The following is an 18,201-nucleotide window of genomic DNA, read 5'->3' on the forward strand; positions in this document are numbered from 1 at the left end:
TGGCCCGGCAACCGGCAAAAATACCGGCGCCGCAGCGCAAAAATGCAACAGCGAGCTCAGGTCAGCTCTTCTTGTTGCGGGCTTCAAGCTCGGCCTTGAGGGCTGCGAGCTTGGCGAAAGGCGAATCCGGATCGGCCCGCCTTTCGCGCTGCGGCCGTTTTTCGTGCTGGACCGGCCGGTCGCCGTTGCGCTGGTCGTCGCGCCGCTTGCCGTCGAACCTGCCCTCGAATTTGCCGCCCTCGCGCCTGCCCTCGAAACGCGGCTTGCCGCCCTCGGGCCGGCGCGTGCGCTCCGGGGCCGGGGACGCGCCTTCGGCCGTCGCGGTTTCGCCGGGCGCGCCCTGCGGACGGCCGGCGAAACCGCGCCCGCCATGGCGACGCGGCTGGCGCTGATCCTGTTCGCGTCGCCGGCCCTGATGCCGCTGCGGCCGCCAGACCTCGATCATGACCGGCTCGGCGGGGGCGGCTTCCTCGGCAGGAGCGGCTTCTTCAATGGCAGCGGCTTCCTCGTCCGGCGCGGCCTCTGCGGCGGAAGCCGCTTCGGCGACCGTTGCCGTCTCGCCGGCGGACGCAGACTCGTCGGCCGGCGGGGTTTCCTCGGCGGGGGCCGCCTCGGCTTCGGGCGCGGCGGCGGCCTCGGCTTCGGGCGCGGGCTCTTGCGGGGCTTCGGCGGGAGATGGAGCTTCGTTCTCGGTCGCCGCCTCTTCCGGGGCCGGCGTCTCAACCGCCGCCAGCGTTTCGGCGGGCTCTGCTTCGGTTGTCTCGGCTTCGGCGCTTTCAGCCGCTTCCGCCGGCGCGGCTTCCCCGGTCGCCGGCTCGATCGGCTCCGTCGGCGGCTTGATCGGCTCGGTCGGCGCCTTGGGCAGCAGCGCGACGGTGATCGCGGGGCCGGGCCGGGCCTCGCTCGCATAGCCCAGCGACTTGAGAATGCTCGCGAAACTCTCGCCGGAACAGCCGGCGAGCGAGGTCATGGCCACCGTGACGACAAAACCCTCGCCATCGGCCGCGCCGGGTGGCGGATCGCCGGGCGTGACCCCGGGACGATAGGAAATGGCGGGCCGGATCAAATCGGCCAGACGTTCGAGAATATCCACCCGCACCGCGCGCTCGCCGCAGACGCGAAAACCCGCGGCGCGATAGAGGCCGCGATTGATCGAGGCGTCGGCGGCAAACGACGTGCGGCCCGATGAGGCGAGATGGGCGACCTCGTCAATGCCCTTCACGGTCTCCAGCCCGCCGTGCTTCAGCGCCCAGAGCTGCGCGGCCAGCGCGCGCGGGGCGGGCTTCAGCAAGGCCGGGAGATAGAGGTGATAGGCGCCGAAGCGCACGCCGAACTTGCGCAAGGCGGCGCGGCCGTCCTGCGGCAGGGTCTTCATCTCGTCGGCGACGCGCGAGCGCTCCAGCACCCCGAGCGCCTCGCCGATCTGGAAGGCGACCCCGCGCGCGACGCCCTCCAGGCCGTCGCCGATCTCCAGATCTTCGAGAGCGCCGAGCATTTTCTTCACATGCTGGGCGAGCCACAGGTCGAGCCGGTTCTGCGCCATTTCGAGCTGGGCGCCGGAAAGATGCTCGTCGGCGATCAGCCGCAACCGGGGTTTCAGAATATGGTCGCCCGCCGCGATCCGTCCGACCGGCTCGCCAAGCCAGCGGATGATCCCGTCATGGGCGAGCACGAAAGCCTCGTCCACCGCCTCGTGCACGCGCCGCGCCCGGGCCTCGATCTCGGTGGCGAGAGCTTTTTGCGCCGCCGCGTTCAGGGTCTTCGCCTCCTCGCCCTCGGCCTGGGGGTCGGGCGTGAAGCAGAACCCCTGTAGGGAGCCGACATGATGACCCTCTACCATGACCTGGCCCGTCGCTGTGACTTCGGCTTCCAACATCGCATTCTCTCTCAGGCGGCGCATCAACACGCTGGCGCGCCGGTCGACGAATCTCTGGGTCAGACGTGCGTGCAAGGCGTCGGACAGATTGTCCTCTACCTGACGCGCGACGCCCTGCCAATGCTCTGGATCGCTCAACCAGTCATTCCGGTTGGCGATGAAGGCGCAGGTCCGCACCTGGGCGATGCGCGCCGAAAGGGCGTCGATGTCGCCGTCGGTGCGGTCCACGCTCGCGATCTGGCGCGCGAACCAGTCGTCGGGGATACGCCCGGCGCGCACGACGAAGCCAAACACCGTCATCGCCAGATCGGCGTGGGCGGCGGGCGACGTCTTTCGATAATCGGGAATTTGGCAGACGTCCCACAGGCGCGCAACATCGGCGCGGGTCTTGGCGTTGCGCCGAACCGTCTCGTCGCGGGCGGCGGCCTCGAGCGCGACCTGGTCCTCGGCGACCGGAGCCCGCGAGAGGCCGGGCAAGCCGGGCGTTTCGTCGAGCGAGGCGATCAGCGATTCGATGCTTGAAAAATCCAGTGCGGCGTTGCGCCATTGCAACAGCGGGACAGGGTCGAAGGCATGCGATTCGATCATCGCCGCCAGTTCCTCATCGAAGGGCGGGCAGCGGCCGCTGGTCCCGAATGTGCCGTCGCGGGTGTGGCGCCCGGCGCGGCCGGCGATCTGGCCGAATTCGGCCGGATTGAGCCGGCGGTGCTGATAGCCGTCGAATTTGCGGTCGGCGGCGAAGGCGACGTGATCGACGTCGAGATTGAGGCCCATGCCGATGGCGTCGGTGGCGACGATATAATCGACGTCGCCGTTCTGATAGAGGTCGATCTGGGCGTTGCGGGTGCGCGGAGACAAAGCGCCGAGCACCACCGCCGCGCCGCCGCGCTGGCGGCGGATCCATTCGGCGATGGCGTAGACGTCTTCCGCGCGAAAACTGACGATGGCGCTGCGCCGGGGCAGGCGGGCGATTTTGCGGTCGCCGGCGAAGGTCAGTTGCGAGAGGCGCGGGCGAGAATGGATTCTTACGCCCGGCAGCAGGCGCTCCAGCGCCTCCTGCATGGTCGCGGCCCCGATCAGCAGGGTTTCTTGCGTACCGCGCCGGTTGAGGATTCGATCGGTGAAAACATGGCCGCGGTCGAAACTCGCGGCGAGCTGGATCTCGTCTATGGCGACGAAGGGCAGTTCGAGGTCGCGCGGCATGGCCTCGACGGTCGAGACCCAATAGCGCGGATTTTTGGGTTTGATCTTCTCCTCGCCGGTGACGAGCGCGACGGCTTCGGACCCGACCTTGGCGACGACGCGATTATACACCTCGCGCGCCAGCAGGCGCAAAGGCAGGCCGATCATGCCGCCGGAATGACTGAGCATGCGCTCGATGGCGAAATGGGTCTTGCCGGTGTTGGTCGGGCCGAGAATCGCGGCGACATTCGCCATCGCGGCCTTTTGGGCGACGTTTCGCGCCGCCTCGGCCGCGCGGGGGGCGGCGAGGGCTCTTGGCGAGTTCATGCCAAAGGCTCCGGATGGGAGCTTCGGCGCGGGCGAGGGGCGTTGCGGATCGAACCAACCTGCGGCGAAGACATAGCCCCACTTGGGCTTGCGATCCTTAATAAAGGGAATGGCCGCGCGAATTCCATAGAAGATTTGCCGGTCGGGGCAAAAAGGACCGCCGCATGGTCTGCCGGCGGCCGCTTGCCGCGAATCTTTACGGCCGTTTCATTCCGGGACGGCGGCGCAAAATAATTATCATTTTAAATCAATGTGATGTTTGGCCGCGTGGCGGCCGGCCGTTAAGGAGCCGAACCTTGCGCGAACGAATCGCGCCCGAATCGCTGACCCCGAGGGAGTCCTTCTTTGTTCGCGCTATATATGGGCGCCAAAGCGGCGACAGGCCCCAGTGTTTGAATCGCCGCGTCGCGCGCGGCGGCGGCGCGGCGAGGCGCGACGGACTCCTCGGGCGTGTCTTGTCAACCGATTCCGGATCAGGGCGCGAAGCGCAGCTCCGAGGCTTCGATGACCGCGGTCCCGGCCATGGTCATCAGCGAGACGCGATAGGGAACAACCAGCGGCATATGGGGAACGGGCGCGAGCCAGATGTTCATGTCCTTGTTGTTAGCCATGAACTGGGTCGACTTGTTGTCCGGCTTGTGGCCGGCGATCGGGATATAGCGCGCGGCGCAGACCGTCACGGGCCCGGAATAGCCGCGCGTGCTGATTTCCTTCACCTCGACATAGGAGAGGGCGATGTCGAAGCGGGTATAGCCGTCGAACACGGGAACGCGGCGGTTGCAGGCGGCCGGGCCGACGGCGCTTTCGCCTGCCGGCGCCGGCATGATGAAGGCCGAGAGCGGGTCAATGATATTGTGCTTGCTCGCTTCGGTCAGCGGCACCCGGTCGGGATTGTTTTCGTCGTACCAGGGCGGCGAATATTGAATCTGGCGCACGGCGCGTTCGCTCATCGCCATGCGCAGGGTGCGGGTCTCGCGCGAATTGGAGGCGATGGTGGCGTAGCCCGAGGGGGACAATTCGCCATCCTGATAGCTGCCCGAGGAAGCCAGCGCCATGCGCAGGCTGGCGATCCACGCGGCGACGCCGGTGAGCCGCACATTGAGGGCGACCTTGTAATGGCTCTGCGCAACGTAAGCGTTGGCGACGGCGACGCCGATCGGCACGCCGATCAGCGAGACGCGATAATTCGCGTGCATGGTCTCGGACATGGCCGTCCCGCCGGCCGGCGCTGCGGCCGCAAGCGTCGCGCCGAAAAGGGCGAGGCTGCGGGAAACGAAACCTTTCATGGGAGCAGCTCTTGAGACTGGACAGATTTGCGCCGGTCGCGCCGCCGCGGGGAGCGGACAGCCGGCGCGCCGAAGTGATTCGTTGCAAATGGCGCCAGAATATAATGGCGAGGCCGTGACGCCGACAAATGTCTTGCCCGCGATTTCCCACCCTTTTCGAAATTGCATAAAGCCGGCCCAAGCCTCTTGCCGCGATCCTTCGGCGCCGCTATAAGGCGGGCCTCTGGAGCGGCGCGCGAAAAGTGGACCCGGTTTTTCGCAAAAAACGCCGCGAAGATTCCAGAATGCGGCGGGGCTCCCCGCAGCAAAAGTCGGAGTGTAGCGCAGCCTGGTAGCGCACCTCGTTCGGGACGAGGGGGTCGGAGGTTCGAATCCTCTCACTCCGACCATTTTTCGTCGTTCAGATTCGTGATGTTCGAATTCGCGAGCGGAGCGGCGGAAAGCGCCGGTTTCGGGCCGTTTCCGCCTTTTCCGGCCTTGACCTTTCGGGTCCGCTCGCTTATACACGCGCCTCCATGAACCGTCTGACGCGGAATGCGAGTTCCTGCGGTGTCGGGTCGTTTGCAATGGCGCGAGCCATTCTTTGCGACGGGCGAGGCGGCGGTTTCACGAATTTCGGCCGAAAGGCTTATCAATTCCGGCGCGAGCCGGCTTCGCCTGTTGCCGGCGAATATACGAGTCGAAAGGAAGTTCCATGTCCCGCCGTTGCGAATTGACCGGCAAGGCCGTCCAGACGGGCAATCTCGTCAGCCACTCCAACCACAAGACCCGCACGCGGTTCCTGCCGAACCTCGTCAATGTCTCGCTGATCTCGGATTCGCTCAAGCGTTCGGTGCGCCTGCGCGTCGCCGCCGCCGCCCTGCGCTCGGTCGAGCATCGCGGCGGCCTCGACGCTTTCCTGCTCAAGGCCCGCGACGCCGAGCTGTCGGCCGGCGCCTTGAAGCTCAAGCGCGAAATCGCCAAAAAAGCTGCGGAAGTTCAGGCGACCGCCTGAGCCTTTCCATCAGCGCACTTTCCCATCAGCGCAAAAGAAAAAGGCGGGCCAAGGCCCGCCTTTTTCTTTTCGCGACTTTGCGTTTACAGCACGTCTACCGGCGCGCCGACATGGACCCGGTTATAGAGGTCGATGACGTCGTCGTTCATCATCCTTATGCAGCCGGAGGAGACGTTCTGGCCGATCGTCCAGGGCTGATTGGTGCCGTGGATGCGATACATCGATGAGCCGAGATAGAGCGCGCGGGCGCCGAGCGGATTGTCCGGCCCCCCGTCCATATGGCGAGGCAGATCGGGCCGGCGCTTGAGCATGTCGGCCGGCGGCGTCCAGCCCGGCCATTCCGCCTTGCGGGTGATGGTCTTGTATCCGGACCACGTGAATCCGGGGCGCCCGACCCCGATGCCATAGCGAATGGCGTGCCCCGGGGTGGTGACGAGATAAAGATAATGGTTCGGCGTGTCGATGACGATCGAGCCGACCTTGTGACCGGCGGGATAATCGATCTCGCGGCGGGTGAATTCGGGGGAAACTTCGCGGCTCGGCTGGACCGGCGAAAGCGACGCCTGCATGTCGCTTGACGGGACATGGTTCACCAGCACGCCCGAAGGGGCGTAAGTGGTCGGCCGGGCATAGGCCATGACTCGGGGCTGGACCGCGCGCGGCGCCATCTTGCCGCCAGTGACGAGAAATTCAATAAAACCGCCGCCGAGGTTTCCGGCCTGAGCCGGCGCCGGCGGCGCAAGACAAAGGGCGAGGCCGCAGACGGCGGCGCTTGAAAAAAAATGCGGCTTCACGGCGATCGCTCCCGGACTTGGTTCCGGGGTCCATTATAATACTTGGCATTTTATCGGAAAGATTTGCTTGTTGTTGTGGTTATCCAAGTCGTAATGGTAAAAAAATCTTGAAGATGCCGCCCTTGCGGCTCAGGCGCGCGATCAGCGGCGCGATTTTTTCGACGAAAGCGCTGCGCAATCCGGCGACGTCGAACGAGGCGACGATCAGGACATAGAACGAGCCGGCGAAAAACATCTGGGTCAGCATCAGGAGCAGGCCGGGGCGCAGAGAACGCATCGGGCCGGCGAGCGCCGCCATGCCGGCGCAGGCGACGAGAGTCAAAGCGAGGTCGCGAACGCGCGGCCATTGCGGGGCGTTGGCCTGGGCGAAGCCGATCAGTACGACGAGACCAACGGCGAAAGCGAGGCTTTGCGCGAGCGCGAGACTCGAGGCGTCGCTTCCGCGCGGCAGGACCAGGATGAACAATGGATCGGCGATACAGGCGGCGAGAGCGGCGGCGATCATCGGCAGGGTCTTGCGGGCGATCTGGAAAATGGCGTTGATCGCGAATTGCGCCATGCCGATGGAGAACAGGCCGGGCAGCATCAGGCCGAGGAAATGGGCGAAGGGGCCGCGAAAGGCCTGCGGCACGATCAGAACCTCGATCGAGGGCAGGACGATCCAGATGCCGACGCAGGCGGGCGCGAGGACGGCGAAGACAATGGCGATATTGCGCGCGACCTGGCCTTTCGCGGTCTCGACGCCATGGATGTCATGGGCGCGCACCGCGATCTGGAACAGCAGAACGTCGAGCGCGGAGCCGATCGCCATGACCGCGCGCTGGCCGAGATCATAGGCGAGCGCGAAGCGCCCGGTCTCGGCGAAGCCGAAAAGCTGGGCGGCGAGATCGCGATTGGCGAGCGGAATGAGCTGGTACAGCACCACCGCGGCGACAATCGGCGCGGCATAGCCGGCGTAATGGCGCGCGAGCTGGGGGTCGGATCGCTTCAGCCTGACGCCCCGATCGCCGAGCGCCGAGCGCCAGATCAGCAGCGAGCCGAGCAGGCTGGTCATGCCGCCGACGAGCGCGGCCTTGGCCGAGCCGGTCGCCCAGGCTGCGCCGGTCGTCACGACCATGGCCAGCAGATTCTTGGTCACGATCACCCGAATGTAGAGCCGGTCGTCAAAACGGGCGCGCACCAAGGCGGTCTGGTAGTCGAACAGGCCATTGGCGATCGAGGCGGCGCTGGCCAGGGCGAAAAGGTCGCGCGGCAAAGCGAATTGGGGCCCGAGAAAGGCGAATGCCAGCGCGACAGGGGCGAAGAGCACAGCGCCCCAGGAGAAGGCCGCGTCGAGCGTGGCGCGGATTTTCGGCGCCTCGCGCCGGGTCCGCTCGGAATAGAAGCGGACGGCGCTCTGCCTTATCCATTCGAAAGCGAGCGTCTGGCCGAAGGTCATCACCGCGACGGCCAGCGCGAACTTGCCATATTCCTCCGGCCCGAGGAATCTGGCGACGATCAGCCCGACGATCAGATTGAAGATCGTATTGACCAAAAACGTCAGGACGACGCTCATTCCGAAAGTCCTGTCCGGCTGTCCGGGATGTCGGCGGACGCAGTCATGAGCGCAAACTAGCCCCTTGTCGATAAGAAAGTCTTTTCCCTTCCGGTCCAGGTCGCCGGCCGTTTACCGCGACGGAATTCGCGGTTTTCCGCGCCTTGACACGCCTGAAACGCGGCCCTATTTACTCGGCAGCCGGCTGGCACTCCTTGAATGAGAGTGCTAGCAGGCGCTCTCATTCTCGCCCCGGCCCTCCCAGGCCGCGCCGGCGCCAACTTTAGGATAGTCCCATGGCCTTCCGTCCCCTCCATGACCGCGTCGTCGTCAAGCGTCTCGACAGCGAAGAAAAAACCAAGGGCGGCATCATCATTCCCGACACCGCCAAGGAAAAGCCCCAAGAGGGCGAAATCGTCGCCGTCGGCCCCGGCGCCCGCGACGAAGCCGGCAAGCTCGTCCCGCTCGACGTCAAGGCGGGCGACCGCGTGCTGTTCGGCAAGTGGTCCGGCACTGAAGTCAAGATCGACGGCGAAGACCTGTTGATCATGAAGGAATCCGACATTCTCGGCGTGGTCGCCTGAACCACGCGCTCGTTTCATCCCATAGGAGCTTGATCCATGGCCGCCAAAGAAGTCCGTTTTTCCACCGACGCCCGCGACCGCTTGCTGCGCGGCGTTGACATCCTCGCCAACGCCGTCAAGGTCACGCTGGGTCCCAAGGGCCGCAATGTCGTGATCGAGAAGTCCTTCGGCGCCCCGCGCATCACCAAGGACGGCGTCACCGTCGCCAAGGAGATCGAACTCGCCGACAAGTTCGAAAACCTCGGCGCCCAGCTCGTCCGCGAAGTCGCTTCCAAGCAGAACGACATCGCCGGCGACGGCACCACCACCGCCACCGTTCTCGCCGCCTCCATCGTCAAGGAAGGCGCCAAGGCGGTCGCCGCCGGCCTCAATCCGATGGATCTGAAGCGCGGCATCGATCTTGCGGTCGAGGCCATTGTCGCCGACCTCAAGAAGAACTCCAAGAAGGTCACCTCCAACGACGAAATCGCCCAGGTCGGCACGATTTCGGCCAATGGCGACACCTTCATCGGCCAGGAAATCGCCAAGGCGATGCAGAAGGTCGGCAATGAAGGCGTGATTACGGTCGAAGAGGCCAAGAGCCTCGAAACCGAGACCGACATCGTCGAGGGCATGCAGTTCGACCGCGGCTATCTCTCGCCCTATTTCGTCACCAACGCCGAGAAGATGATCGCCGAACTCGACGATCCCTATATCCTCATCCACGAGAAGAAGCTCTCGACCCTCCAGCCTCTGCTGCCGGTTCTCGAAGCCGTCGTCCAGACCGGCAAGCCGCTGCTGATCGTCTCGGAAGACGTCGAAGGCGAGGCGCTCGCCACCCTGGTCGTCAACAAGCTGCGCGGCGGCCTCAAGATCGCCGCCGTCAAGGCGCCGGGCTTCGGCGACCGCCGCAAGGCCATGCTTGAGGACATCGCCATCCTCACCGCCGGCACGGTCATTTCCGAAGACGTCGGCATCAAGCTCGAGAACGTCACCCTTGCGATGCTGGGTCGCGCCAAGAAGGTGCGCCTCGACAAGGAGCACACCACGATCGTCGACGGCATGGGCGAAAAGGCCGACATCGAGGCCCGCATCGCCCAGATCAAGGCGCAGATCGAGGAGACCACCTCGGACTATGATCGCGAGAAGCTTCAGGAGCGCCTGGCCAAGCTCGCGGGCGGCGTCGCCATCATCCGCGTCGGCGGCGCGACCGAAGTCGAGGTGAAGGAAAAGAAGGACCGCGTCGAAGACGCCCTCAACGCCACCCGCGCGGCGGTCGAGGAAGGCGTCTCGCCGGGCGGCGGCGTCGCCCTGCTGCGCGCGATCGCGGCTCTGGACGCCGTGGTGACCGCCAATAGTGACCAGAAGACCGGCGTGCAGATCGTCCGCAAGGCGATCCAGGCCCCGGCGCGCCAGATCGTCGACAATGCCGGCGCCGATGGCGCGGTCGTGGTCGGCAAGCTGCTCGAAGCCACCGAATACGCCTATGGCTTCGACGCCCAGACCGGCGAATATGTCGACATGGTCAAAAAGGGCATCATCGACCCGACCAAGGTCGTGCGCACCGCTATCCAGGATGCAGCCTCCATCGCCGGCCTGATCGTCACCACCGAGGCGACGATCACCGAGGCGCCCAAGAAGGAAACCGCTCCCGCCATGCCCCCGGGCGGCGGCATGGGCGGCATGGACTTCTGACCTAAATTCTCTTTGCCCTACCCAATGAGAAGGCCGCCCCCGGGCGGCCTTTTCTTTGAGCGCATCCTAGACATTAGTCATGCCAGGACATGACGATAGCCACTTTCGCGCAACCGATGGAGGTCATAACCGTCATTATATTGCTTGATTTGCATTTAAGGGGAATGGCGAAGTCGCCGCCCGAGCCGGAGGGCCTGATGGACGCACCGCGAAACAAGAACAGGATCGTCGGACAGGCGGAGCCGCCGCTCGTCCCCGAGGCGTCGCCGAGAAAGGCCGCCACGGGCAAGACAACAACTCGCGTCGAATTGCTCGACGCGGTTTACACCGCCTGCCCGTCGCTATCGCGGGCGCAGGCGCGCGAGCTTTTCGAAATGACGCTCGACGAAATCGTCGGCGCGCTATTGAGCGGCGATGCGGTCAAGCTGCGCGCCTTCGGCGCCTTCAACGTCCGCTCGAAGCGCGAGCGCATCGGCCGCAATCCGCGCAATGGCGTCGAGGCGACAATCAACGCCCGCCGCGTGCTGACCTTCAAGGCGTCGCCGACCCTGATCGCCCGGGTCAATGGCTGGACCGCTCCTTTTGGGGAGGAGGACTGAGCCGCCGCGGTTCTTCGCGTCTCCGGTCAGAACGCTCCGGCGATGGCCGAAAGCCGGTCCAGCGTCGAGACCGGCGCCGGGCGCCGGGCCGCCGGAGCGGCGAGGTCGGGCGCGGCCTCAGCCTTGGTCGAAACCGCGCTCGCCTTGCCGAAAACGGCGCTCCTGGCCTGCCCTTCGGCGACCAGCAGCTGATCGCGCTTGATGGAGGCCTTGCGGATCCTGGCCTCGACACGACTGCGGGGGTCGTTGAGCACCACCTCGATCGGCGGCACCAGGGCCTCGGGCCGGCTGACCTCGGCGACCCGACGGGCGAAGACCGGGTTCTGGGCGCCGTCCTTATAGACGAGGCGCACGGCGCGCTCGCCCTCGGCGACGAAGTTCAGCACCTCGCCGTTTTCGCTGCGCTCGAGCGCCGCGACCTTTGTTTCGACCGTGGCGTCATATTTCAGCGGCGGGCAGGGGGCGCTGGCGTCGATCGCCTCGCCGGGCGCGACATGGGCGCCGAACATATAATGCTTGTTGCAGACGGCGACCGCGACGTCGCGTTTGGTCGCCTCGAAATGGTCGTCGCCCTTCTCCAGCTCCTTCCAGAACGGCATATTGGGATCGAGCCGATATTTGGCGAGATTCCGCGCGGTCATGTGGAAGGGATAGGCTTGCATCTGAATCGCGCGCTGGCCGCCGGCGAAGGATTGGCGCGCCAGGGCGTAAATGTCGGCGATCTGGGCGTCGGTCATCGCGAAACAGCCCGCCGACGAGCAGATGCCATGAACCATGACGGCGCTGCCGGTCGCGCCATGGGCGCGGTCGTAGGCGTTGGGATAGCCGACGTTGAAAGAGAGATAATAGGCCGAATTTGGGTTCATCATCGCCGGGGTGATTGAATAGAATCCCTCCGGCGACTGGCGGTCGCCCTCGCGGCGCTTGGGGCCGAGCTGGCCGGACCAGCGGCAGATCGGGAAGGTTTTCAGCAGGACATAGGTTCCGTCCGGCCGCATCTTCCAGACCTCGAATTCCGATTCCTTCTTGAAGGCGCGGATCAGCATGGGCGAGGAGGGCGTGACGCCCTTCTCCTGCATCAGGGCCAGCATCTGGCGCGAAAGAGGCTGGGAGGCGCGGCTTTCATGGGTTTCGCTGCATCCGGAAACGACGGCCGCGAGGCCGAGGGCCGCGCCTGCGAAAACCAGTCGGCGCGCGGCTTTGCCGGAATTGAAAAGGCTTGTCATCTTGATGTTCCGTCGATCGGCGGCGCCCCAGGCCACGCTTGAAAAAGCGTGAAAGCGCGCGCCGCTTTTCGAAGGCATTAAAACCATCAAGTTTTCACCTTCTATTAACGAGCGGCGGTGAATCGCCGTCATGGTGAAGGAATTACTAACCCCGATCGATTGCCGGACGGTCCGGCGCCGTTCAAGCCTTCCGGCCGATGGCGAGGAATTTTTCCTCGCGCAGAGAGCGGATCTTCTCCGCCGGCAGGCCGGCGAAAAGAGCCAGAGCCTTTTCCATCGCGTCGCCGCCGGCGCGAATGGCGGCCGCGGGATTGCGGTGGGCGCCGCCGACAGGCTCGCCCACGATGCCGTCGATAATGCCGAATTTAAGCAAATCTTGGGCCGTGATCTTCATGGAGGTCGCGGCATCCTGGGCGCGCTGGGAATCGCGCCACAGGATCGAGGCCGAGGCTTCGGGCGAAGCGACGGTATAGATGGCGTGCTCCATCATCAGCACATTGTTGCAGGCGGCGATTCCCAGCGCGCCGCCCGAACCGCCCTCGCCGATCACCAGGGCGACATTGGGCGTCCCGAGAATGAGCGCGGCCTCGGTGGCGCGCGCGATCGCCTCGGCCTGGCCGCGCTCTTCCGCCTCGACGCCGGGGAAGGCGCCGGCCGTGTCCACAAAAGAGAGGACGGGAAGGTCGAAGCGTTCGGCGAGCTCCATGATCCGCGCCGCCTTGCGATAGCCTTCCGGCTTGACCATGCCGAAATTGTGCTTGATCCGCGTCGTGGTGTCCGAGCCCTTCTCCTGTCCGAGGAGAGCGACCGGCTGTCCCCGGAAACGTCCGAGCCCGGCGACCATCGCCTCGTCCTCGGCGAATTTACGGTCGCCGGCAAGCGGGGTGAAATCCTCGATCAGTTCGCGGATGTAATCGAGGCAATGGGGCCGCTGCGGATGGCGCGCGACCTGGGTCTTCTGCCACGGGGTGAGGCCGGCGTAGAGGTCGGCGAGAGCCTTGGCGGCCTTGGCCTCCAGCTTTGTCAGCTCTTCGCCGATCGGCGGGGAATCCTGGCGCTCCGACAGGGCGCGCAGGTCCTCGACCTTGGATTCCAGTTCGGCGACGGACTTTTCGAAATCGAGATAGGCGGCCATGGTCCGGCTCTTCAGGGCGCGCGCCCAAACGCCCGCCGTCCGGAATGGGCGTGGGCGGCCGGAAACTGGACATTTGCCGAAGCGAAGTCAAGTCGGCGGGCGGGCGTCCAGGCAAGGCTCAGAATTTCAGCGCCTTGACCCGTTTCACCCCCGGCAGGGCGTGAATATGGGCGAAGACCGTTTCGGGAACCCCGCCGTCGACGCCGACCAGCGCGATCGCCGAGCCGCCCTCCGCATCGCGGCCGAGCGCGAAAGTCGCGATATTGACGCCCGCTTCGCCCAGAACGGTGGCGAAGCGCCCGATGAAGCCCGGCTTGTCCTCGTTGGAGACATAGATCATCGAGGGCGAGAATTCGGCTTCCGCCCTTATTCCGGCAATCTCGACGATGCGAGGCTTGGCGTCGTTGAAGACCGCGCCAGAAAGCGCGAAGGCGCCGCCCTCCGTCTCCACGCTCAGCGAAATCAAGGAGTCGTAATCGCCTTCCGCCGCCCGGGTCACCTCGTCGATCACCATGCCGCGCTCCTTGGCGACCACGGGCGCCGAAACCACATTCACCTCGCTGAGCATCGGGCGCAGAAAACCGGCGAGGGCCGCCGCCGTCAAAGCCTTGGTCTTGAGCTCGCCGACATGGCCCTCATAAGTGATGACGAGCTTGCGCACGCCGGCCTCGTTCAATTGTCCGGCGAAGGAGCCGAGTCTTTCGGCCAGCGCAATGAAAGGCTTCAGCCGCGGCGCCTCTTCGGCTGTAATGGAGGGGAAATTGATCGCGTTCGAAATCGCGCCTCGGGTCAGATAGTCGGACATCTGCTCGGCGACCTGCAAAGCGACATTTTCCTGCGCCTCGGCGGTTGCGGCCCCGAGATGCGGCGTGCAGACGACGTGCGGATGGCCGAACAGGGGATTTCTCACCGCCGGCTCTTCCACGAAAACGTCGAAGGCGGCGCCGGCGACATGGCCCGAATCGAGCGCCGCGCGCAACGCCGCCTCGTCCACCAGCCCGCCGCGCGCGCAATTGATGATCCGCACGCCCTTTCTGGCCCTCGCGATGTTTTCGGCCGAAAGGATGTTTTTGGTCTGGGCGGTGAGGGGCGTGTGCAAGGTGATGAAATCGGCGCGGGCGAGCAATTCGTCCAGTTCGACCTTCTCCACACCGAGAGTCATGGCCCGTTCCGGCGACAGGAAGGGGTCGTAGGCGACGACCCGCATTTTGAGGCCCAGCGCCCTTTCGGCGACGATCGCCCCGATATTGCCGCAGCCGACGATCCCGAGCGTCTTGCCGGTGATCTCGACGCCCATGAAACGGTTCTTTTCCCATTTGCCGGCCTGGGTCGAGGCGTCGGCGGCGGGGATTTCGCGGGCCAGAGCGAACATCATGGCGATGGCGTGTTCGGCGGTGGTGATGGAATTGCCGAACGGGGTGTTCATGACGATGATCCCGCGCGCCGTGGCGGCGGGAATATCGACATTGTCCACGCCGATGCCGGCGCGGCCGATCACCCGCAATCTGGCGGCGTTTTCCAGAATTCCGGCCGTGACCTTCGTCGCCGAGCGGATCGCGAGGCCGTCGTAATCGCCGATGATCGCGGCGAGCCTGTCCTTGTCCTTGCCGAGCGCCGGCTGGAAATCGACCTCGACGCCGCGCTCCTTGAAAATGGCGATTGCGGCGGGCGACAAGGCGTCCGAAATGAGCACACGAGGCGCCATGAATTCCTCCCCAGGAAAGGACGCGGGGGATTTTTTTACCCGTCGTCCATTATGTCGTTTTGAAAAGTCTATGGTTTTTGGTCATTGCGCGCCCGTTGAGCGCGGGTCCGGCGCCTGCGCCGGGCTCTGGCGAAGCAATCCATGCCGCGGTTGGCCGCCAAGGTGGATTGCTTCGCTCCGTTCGCGACGACGGCGGCGGATCAAGCGGCGGCGAGTTCGGCCTTGGCGGTCGCGAAAGCCCAGTCGAGCCATTGCGTCAGCAGCGCCACGTCGGCGGATTCCACCGTCGCGCCGCACCAGATGCGCAGGCCTGGCGGCGCGTCGCGATAGGCGCCGATGTCATAGCCGGCCTTTTCCTTTTCGACCAAAGCGGCGATTTTTTTCGCAAAGGCGGCCTGGGCCTCGGCGGGCAGGGCGGCGATGGCGGGATCGGTCACTTTCAGGCAGACGGAAGTGTTGGAGCGGATCGGCTCGGCCTTGGCCAGAAAGCCCACCCAGCCGGTTTTCGCGACCCAATCGGCCAGAGCCTTGGCGTTGGCGTCGGCGCGGGCGATCATCGCGTCGAGCCCGCCAATGCTCTTCGCCCACATCAGGGCGTCGAGATAATCCTCGACGCAAAGCATGGAGGGGGTGTTGATGGTCTCGCCCTCGAAAATGCCCTCGATCAGCTTGCCGCCCTTGGTCATGCGGAAGATTTTGGGCAGCGGCCACGGGGGCGTGTAGCTTTCCAGCCGCTCCACCGCGCGCGGGGAGAGAATCAGCATGCCATGGCCGCCTTCGCCGCCCAGCGCCTTCTGCCAGGAGAAGGTGGTCACATCGAGCCTCGGCCAGTCGAGCCTTTGCGCGAAGGCGGCGGAGGTGGCGTCGGCGATGGTCAGGCCCGCACGGTTCGCGGGGATCCAGCCGCCATTGGGCACGCGCACGCCGGAGGTGGTGCCGTTCCAGGTGAAGATCACGTCATGGTCGAAATTGACCGAGGCGAGGTCGGGAATTTCGCCATAGGACGCCTTGAGAACGCGCACGTCCTTGAGTTTCAATTGCTTGACGATGTCGGTGACCCAGCCCTCGCCAAAGCTTTCCCAGGCCAGGGCGTCCACCGGCCGGCCGCCGAGCAGCGACCACATCGCCATTTCCACGGCGCCGGTGTCGGAGGCGGGAACGATTCCGATGCGGTAATCGGCGGGAACCTGCAGGACTTCGCGGGTGAGGTCGATGGCTAGTTTCAGCTTGGCCTTGCCGATCTTGGCGCGGTGCGACCGACCGAGCGCCGCGTCCTTCAGGCCCTCGAACGACCAGCCGGGGCGCTTGGCGCAGGGACCGGACGAGAAATTGGGGCTTTTCGGCAGAGCGGCGGGCTTTTCTGTCATTCCATTCTCCCAGATGGGCGTCCCGCGTTGGGGCAGGTTATCCCAATGCGGCGATACGCCGATGGGAAGAAACGGTCAAGCCGGACAAAATCATTCTGGCCGCGATCATTCCCCTTCTCAGGATGCGTGCGCGATGATTGCCAGTTAAGCTGGCCTCATCCCCCCTCAGCGTTGCGAAGAACAATCATGACCGATCCGCGCCAGTTGGAAATGACCGTGTTGATGACGCCGGATATGGCGAATTTCTCCGGCAAGGTGCATGGCGGCGCCCTGCTCAACCTCCTGGACCGCGTCGCCTTTTCCTGCGCCTCGCGCTTTTCCGGGCGTTACGCCGTCACTTTGTCGGTCGATCAGGTCACTTTCCAGCAGCCGATCCATGTCGGCGAGCTGGTGACCTTTCGCGCCAGCGTCAATCATGTCGGCCGCACCTCGATGGAGATCGGCATTCGCGTCGAAGCCGAGGACATCCGTAAAGGCACGCGCCGCCACACCAATTCCTGCTATTTCACCATGGTCGCGGTGGACGACGACGGCCGCCCGGCGCAGGTCCCGGAGCTGAAAATCGAAACCCCCATCGAACAGCGCCGCTACCGCGCCGCCGAATTGCGCCGGTCCTTGCGCCGCGAGATCGCGGAGCAATTGGAAAAGACCACTGTGCAGGATCCGCAGGGCTGACGCTCAAGCCGCATTCCGCTTGGCGAAACTGGCCGCCGCCTTGCCGGCCGCGCGGCCAAGCGCGAAACAGGCGGTGAGGAGATAGCCGCCAGTCGGCGCCTCCCAGTCCAGCATTTCCCCGGCGACGAACAGGCCAGGGAAACTCTTCGCCATCAGATTCTCGTCCACAGCGTCCCACAGCACGCCGCCCGCGGTCGAAATGGCGCGCTCAAGCCCGGCGACGCCTTTCACCCGCAAGGGCACCGCCTTGATTCGCGCCGCGAGCTCCTGGGGCGTTTCCGGCAAGGGTCCGCTTTCGCGCAGCAAGGCGATTCCGGGCGGGCTGAGATGGGCGGTCTTGCGCAGGAAAGTTGCGAAACTTTGCTTGCCGCGCGGCAAGCAAAGTTTTTGCGACAGGTCGGCTTGGGTTTGATCTGGCCGCAGGTCGAGGGAGATTCCCGTTCCGTCGTCGCTACAACTATCGCGCACTGCGCCCGACAACGCATAGACGGCGCCGCCTTCCAATCCGCGCCGGGTGACGACGCATTCGCCGCGCGCGCTCTTGCCGCCGAAATCCAGCGCGACGTTCTTGAGCGGTTGACCCTCGAATTTGTCGCGGAAAAGCGGGGACCATTCGATCAGCAGCCCGCAATTGGCGGGCCGCAGCGGGCTGGAGGGCAGGCCGGCCGCGGCCAGGGGCGAGACCCAGTCGCCATTGGCGCCGAGGCGCGGCCAGGAGGCGCCGCCGAGCGCCAGGACAAAAACATCGGCCTCGACCGGCGCGGGACCTTGCGGCGTCTCGAAAACAGCCGCGCCCCGATCGAAGTCGCGAAAATCATGGCGCGGACGCAGCTTCACGCCAAGCGCTTCGAGCCGCCGCAGCCAGGCGCGCAGCAGCGGCGAGGCCTTGAAACTTTTGGGAAAGACCCGGCCGCTGGAGCCGACAAAAGTTTCCTGGCCGAGGGCGGCGCACCAGTCGCGCAGGTCCTGCGGCCCGAAAGCGTCGAGGAAAGGTTTCAGGCGCTCGGCCTGGGCGCCGAAACGCGAGATGAAGGACGACCAATCCTCGGCATGGGTGAGATTGAGCCCGCCGCGCCCGGCCATCAGGAATTTGCGGGCGGGGCTCGCCATGCGCTCATAAAGGGTCACGTCGAGCCCGGCCTCGGCCAGGACTTCCGCTGCGCTCAAACCCGCCGGGCCGGCGCCGATGACGGCTGCTGTTTTCTTCATGCGTGGGCTTTACAAAACTTGTTTGAGACGCGCT

The 18,201-nt window shown here is 65.3% G+C and carries 14 protein-coding genes and 1 tRNA gene; 6 read left to right on the forward strand and 9 right to left on the reverse strand.

The annotated features are described in order from the left end of the window. Positions 1–61 precede the first annotated feature (61 nt). Both K2U94_RS03835 and K2U94_RS03840 read right to left on the reverse strand, forming a co-directional pair. Positions 62–3,385 carry a helicase-related protein gene (locus K2U94_RS03835; RefSeq protein WP_425332502.1) on the reverse strand — a complete coding sequence of 1,108 codons (3,324 nt, stop codon included), beginning with the start codon at positions 3,383–3,385 and terminating at the stop codon, positions 62–64. Positions 3,386–3,858: 473 nt separating this feature from the next. After that, complete coding sequence (locus tag K2U94_RS03840; RefSeq protein ID WP_243065942.1) at positions 3,859–4,671, reverse strand: DUF3108 domain-containing protein; 813 nt, start codon at positions 4,669–4,671, stop codon at positions 3,859–3,861. A gap of 312 nt (positions 4,672–4,983) precedes the next feature. On the opposite strand from K2U94_RS03840, the gene K2U94_RS03845 reads away from it, so the two are divergent. Beyond that, positions 4,984–5,060 (forward strand) — tRNA-Pro (locus K2U94_RS03845). 305 nt (positions 5,061–5,365) lie between these two features. Continuing rightward, complete coding sequence (gene rpmB / locus K2U94_RS03850; protein ID WP_243065943.1) at positions 5,366–5,665, forward strand: 50S ribosomal protein L28; 300 nt, start codon at positions 5,366–5,368, stop codon at positions 5,663–5,665. Positions 5,666–5,748: 83 nt separating this feature from the next. Here the strand turns inward: rpmB and K2U94_RS20625 are convergent, their stop codons facing one another. Continuing rightward, the gene (locus K2U94_RS20625; RefSeq protein ID WP_243065944.1) at positions 5,749–6,459 is read right to left on the reverse strand and encodes a L,D-transpeptidase; all 711 of its coding nucleotides are present in this window, start codon (positions 6,457–6,459) and stop codon (positions 5,749–5,751) included. 79 nt (positions 6,460–6,538) lie between these two features. After that, the gene (locus K2U94_RS03860) at positions 6,539–8,014 is read right to left on the reverse strand and encodes a lipopolysaccharide biosynthesis protein (RefSeq protein WP_243065945.1); all 1,476 of its coding nucleotides are present in this window, start codon (positions 8,012–8,014) and stop codon (positions 6,539–6,541) included. A 275-nt stretch (positions 8,015–8,289) separates the two neighbouring features. Here K2U94_RS03860 and groES point away from each other — a divergent pair, with 275 nt between their 5' ends. The 3 genes from groES (at position 8,290) to K2U94_RS03875 (ending at position 10,850) form a co-directional block, all read left to right on the forward strand. Next, positions 8,290–8,577, forward strand: coding sequence for a co-chaperone GroES (gene groES / locus K2U94_RS03865; RefSeq protein ID WP_243065946.1), 288 nt, complete (start codon positions 8,290–8,292; stop codon positions 8,575–8,577). A gap of 36 nt (positions 8,578–8,613) precedes the next feature. Further along, on the forward strand, positions 8,614–10,251 hold the full coding sequence (gene groL / locus K2U94_RS03870; RefSeq protein ID WP_243065947.1) for a chaperonin GroEL: 1,638 nt from the start codon (positions 8,614–8,616) through the stop codon (positions 10,249–10,251). A gap of 197 nt (positions 10,252–10,448) precedes the next feature. Further along, positions 10,449–10,850, forward strand: a complete 402-nt coding sequence (locus K2U94_RS03875) for an integration host factor subunit alpha (protein WP_243065948.1) — start codon at positions 10,449–10,451, stop codon at positions 10,848–10,850. Positions 10,851–10,876: 26 nt separating this feature from the next. On the opposite strand, the gene K2U94_RS03880 is transcribed toward K2U94_RS03875, so the two are convergent. The 4 genes from K2U94_RS03880 to K2U94_RS03895 all read right to left on the reverse strand — a co-directional run bounded on the left by K2U94_RS03880 (position 10,877) and on the right by K2U94_RS03895 (position 16,283). After that, positions 10,877–12,076: a L,D-transpeptidase family protein gene (locus tag K2U94_RS03880; RefSeq protein ID WP_243065949.1), complete on the reverse strand. Its 1,200-nt coding sequence runs from the start codon at positions 12,074–12,076 to the stop codon at positions 10,877–10,879. A 181-nt stretch (positions 12,077–12,257) separates the two neighbouring features. Continuing rightward, positions 12,258–13,211: an acetyl-CoA carboxylase carboxyltransferase subunit alpha gene (locus K2U94_RS03885; protein ID WP_243065950.1), complete on the reverse strand. Its 954-nt coding sequence runs from the start codon at positions 13,209–13,211 to the stop codon at positions 12,258–12,260. A 118-nt stretch (positions 13,212–13,329) separates the two neighbouring features. After that, complete coding sequence (gene serA / locus K2U94_RS03890; RefSeq protein WP_243065951.1) at positions 13,330–14,916, reverse strand: phosphoglycerate dehydrogenase; 1,587 nt, start codon at positions 14,914–14,916, stop codon at positions 13,330–13,332. A gap of 200 nt (positions 14,917–15,116) precedes the next feature. After that, positions 15,117–16,283 (reverse strand): phosphoserine transaminase, encoded by a 1,167-nt coding sequence (locus tag K2U94_RS03895; RefSeq protein WP_243065952.1) that lies wholly within the window; start codon positions 16,281–16,283, stop codon positions 15,117–15,119. A gap of 186 nt (positions 16,284–16,469) precedes the next feature. On the opposite strand from K2U94_RS03895, the gene K2U94_RS03900 reads away from it, so the two are divergent. Further along, positions 16,470–16,958, forward strand: a complete 489-nt coding sequence (locus K2U94_RS03900) for an acyl-CoA thioesterase (RefSeq protein ID WP_243065953.1) — start codon at positions 16,470–16,472, stop codon at positions 16,956–16,958. A 3-nt stretch (positions 16,959–16,961) separates the two neighbouring features. On the opposite strand, the gene K2U94_RS03905 is transcribed toward K2U94_RS03900, so the two are convergent. After that, complete coding sequence (locus tag K2U94_RS03905) at positions 16,962–18,167, reverse strand: BaiN/RdsA family NAD(P)/FAD-dependent oxidoreductase (protein WP_243065954.1); 1,206 nt, start codon at positions 18,165–18,167, stop codon at positions 16,962–16,964. Positions 18,168–18,201 lie beyond the last annotated feature (34 nt).

Origin of the sequence: Candidatus Rhodoblastus alkanivorans (assembly GCF_022760755.1) — a bacterium.
Lineage (GTDB): Bacteria > Pseudomonadota > Alphaproteobacteria > Rhizobiales > Beijerinckiaceae > Rhodoblastus > Rhodoblastus alkanivorans.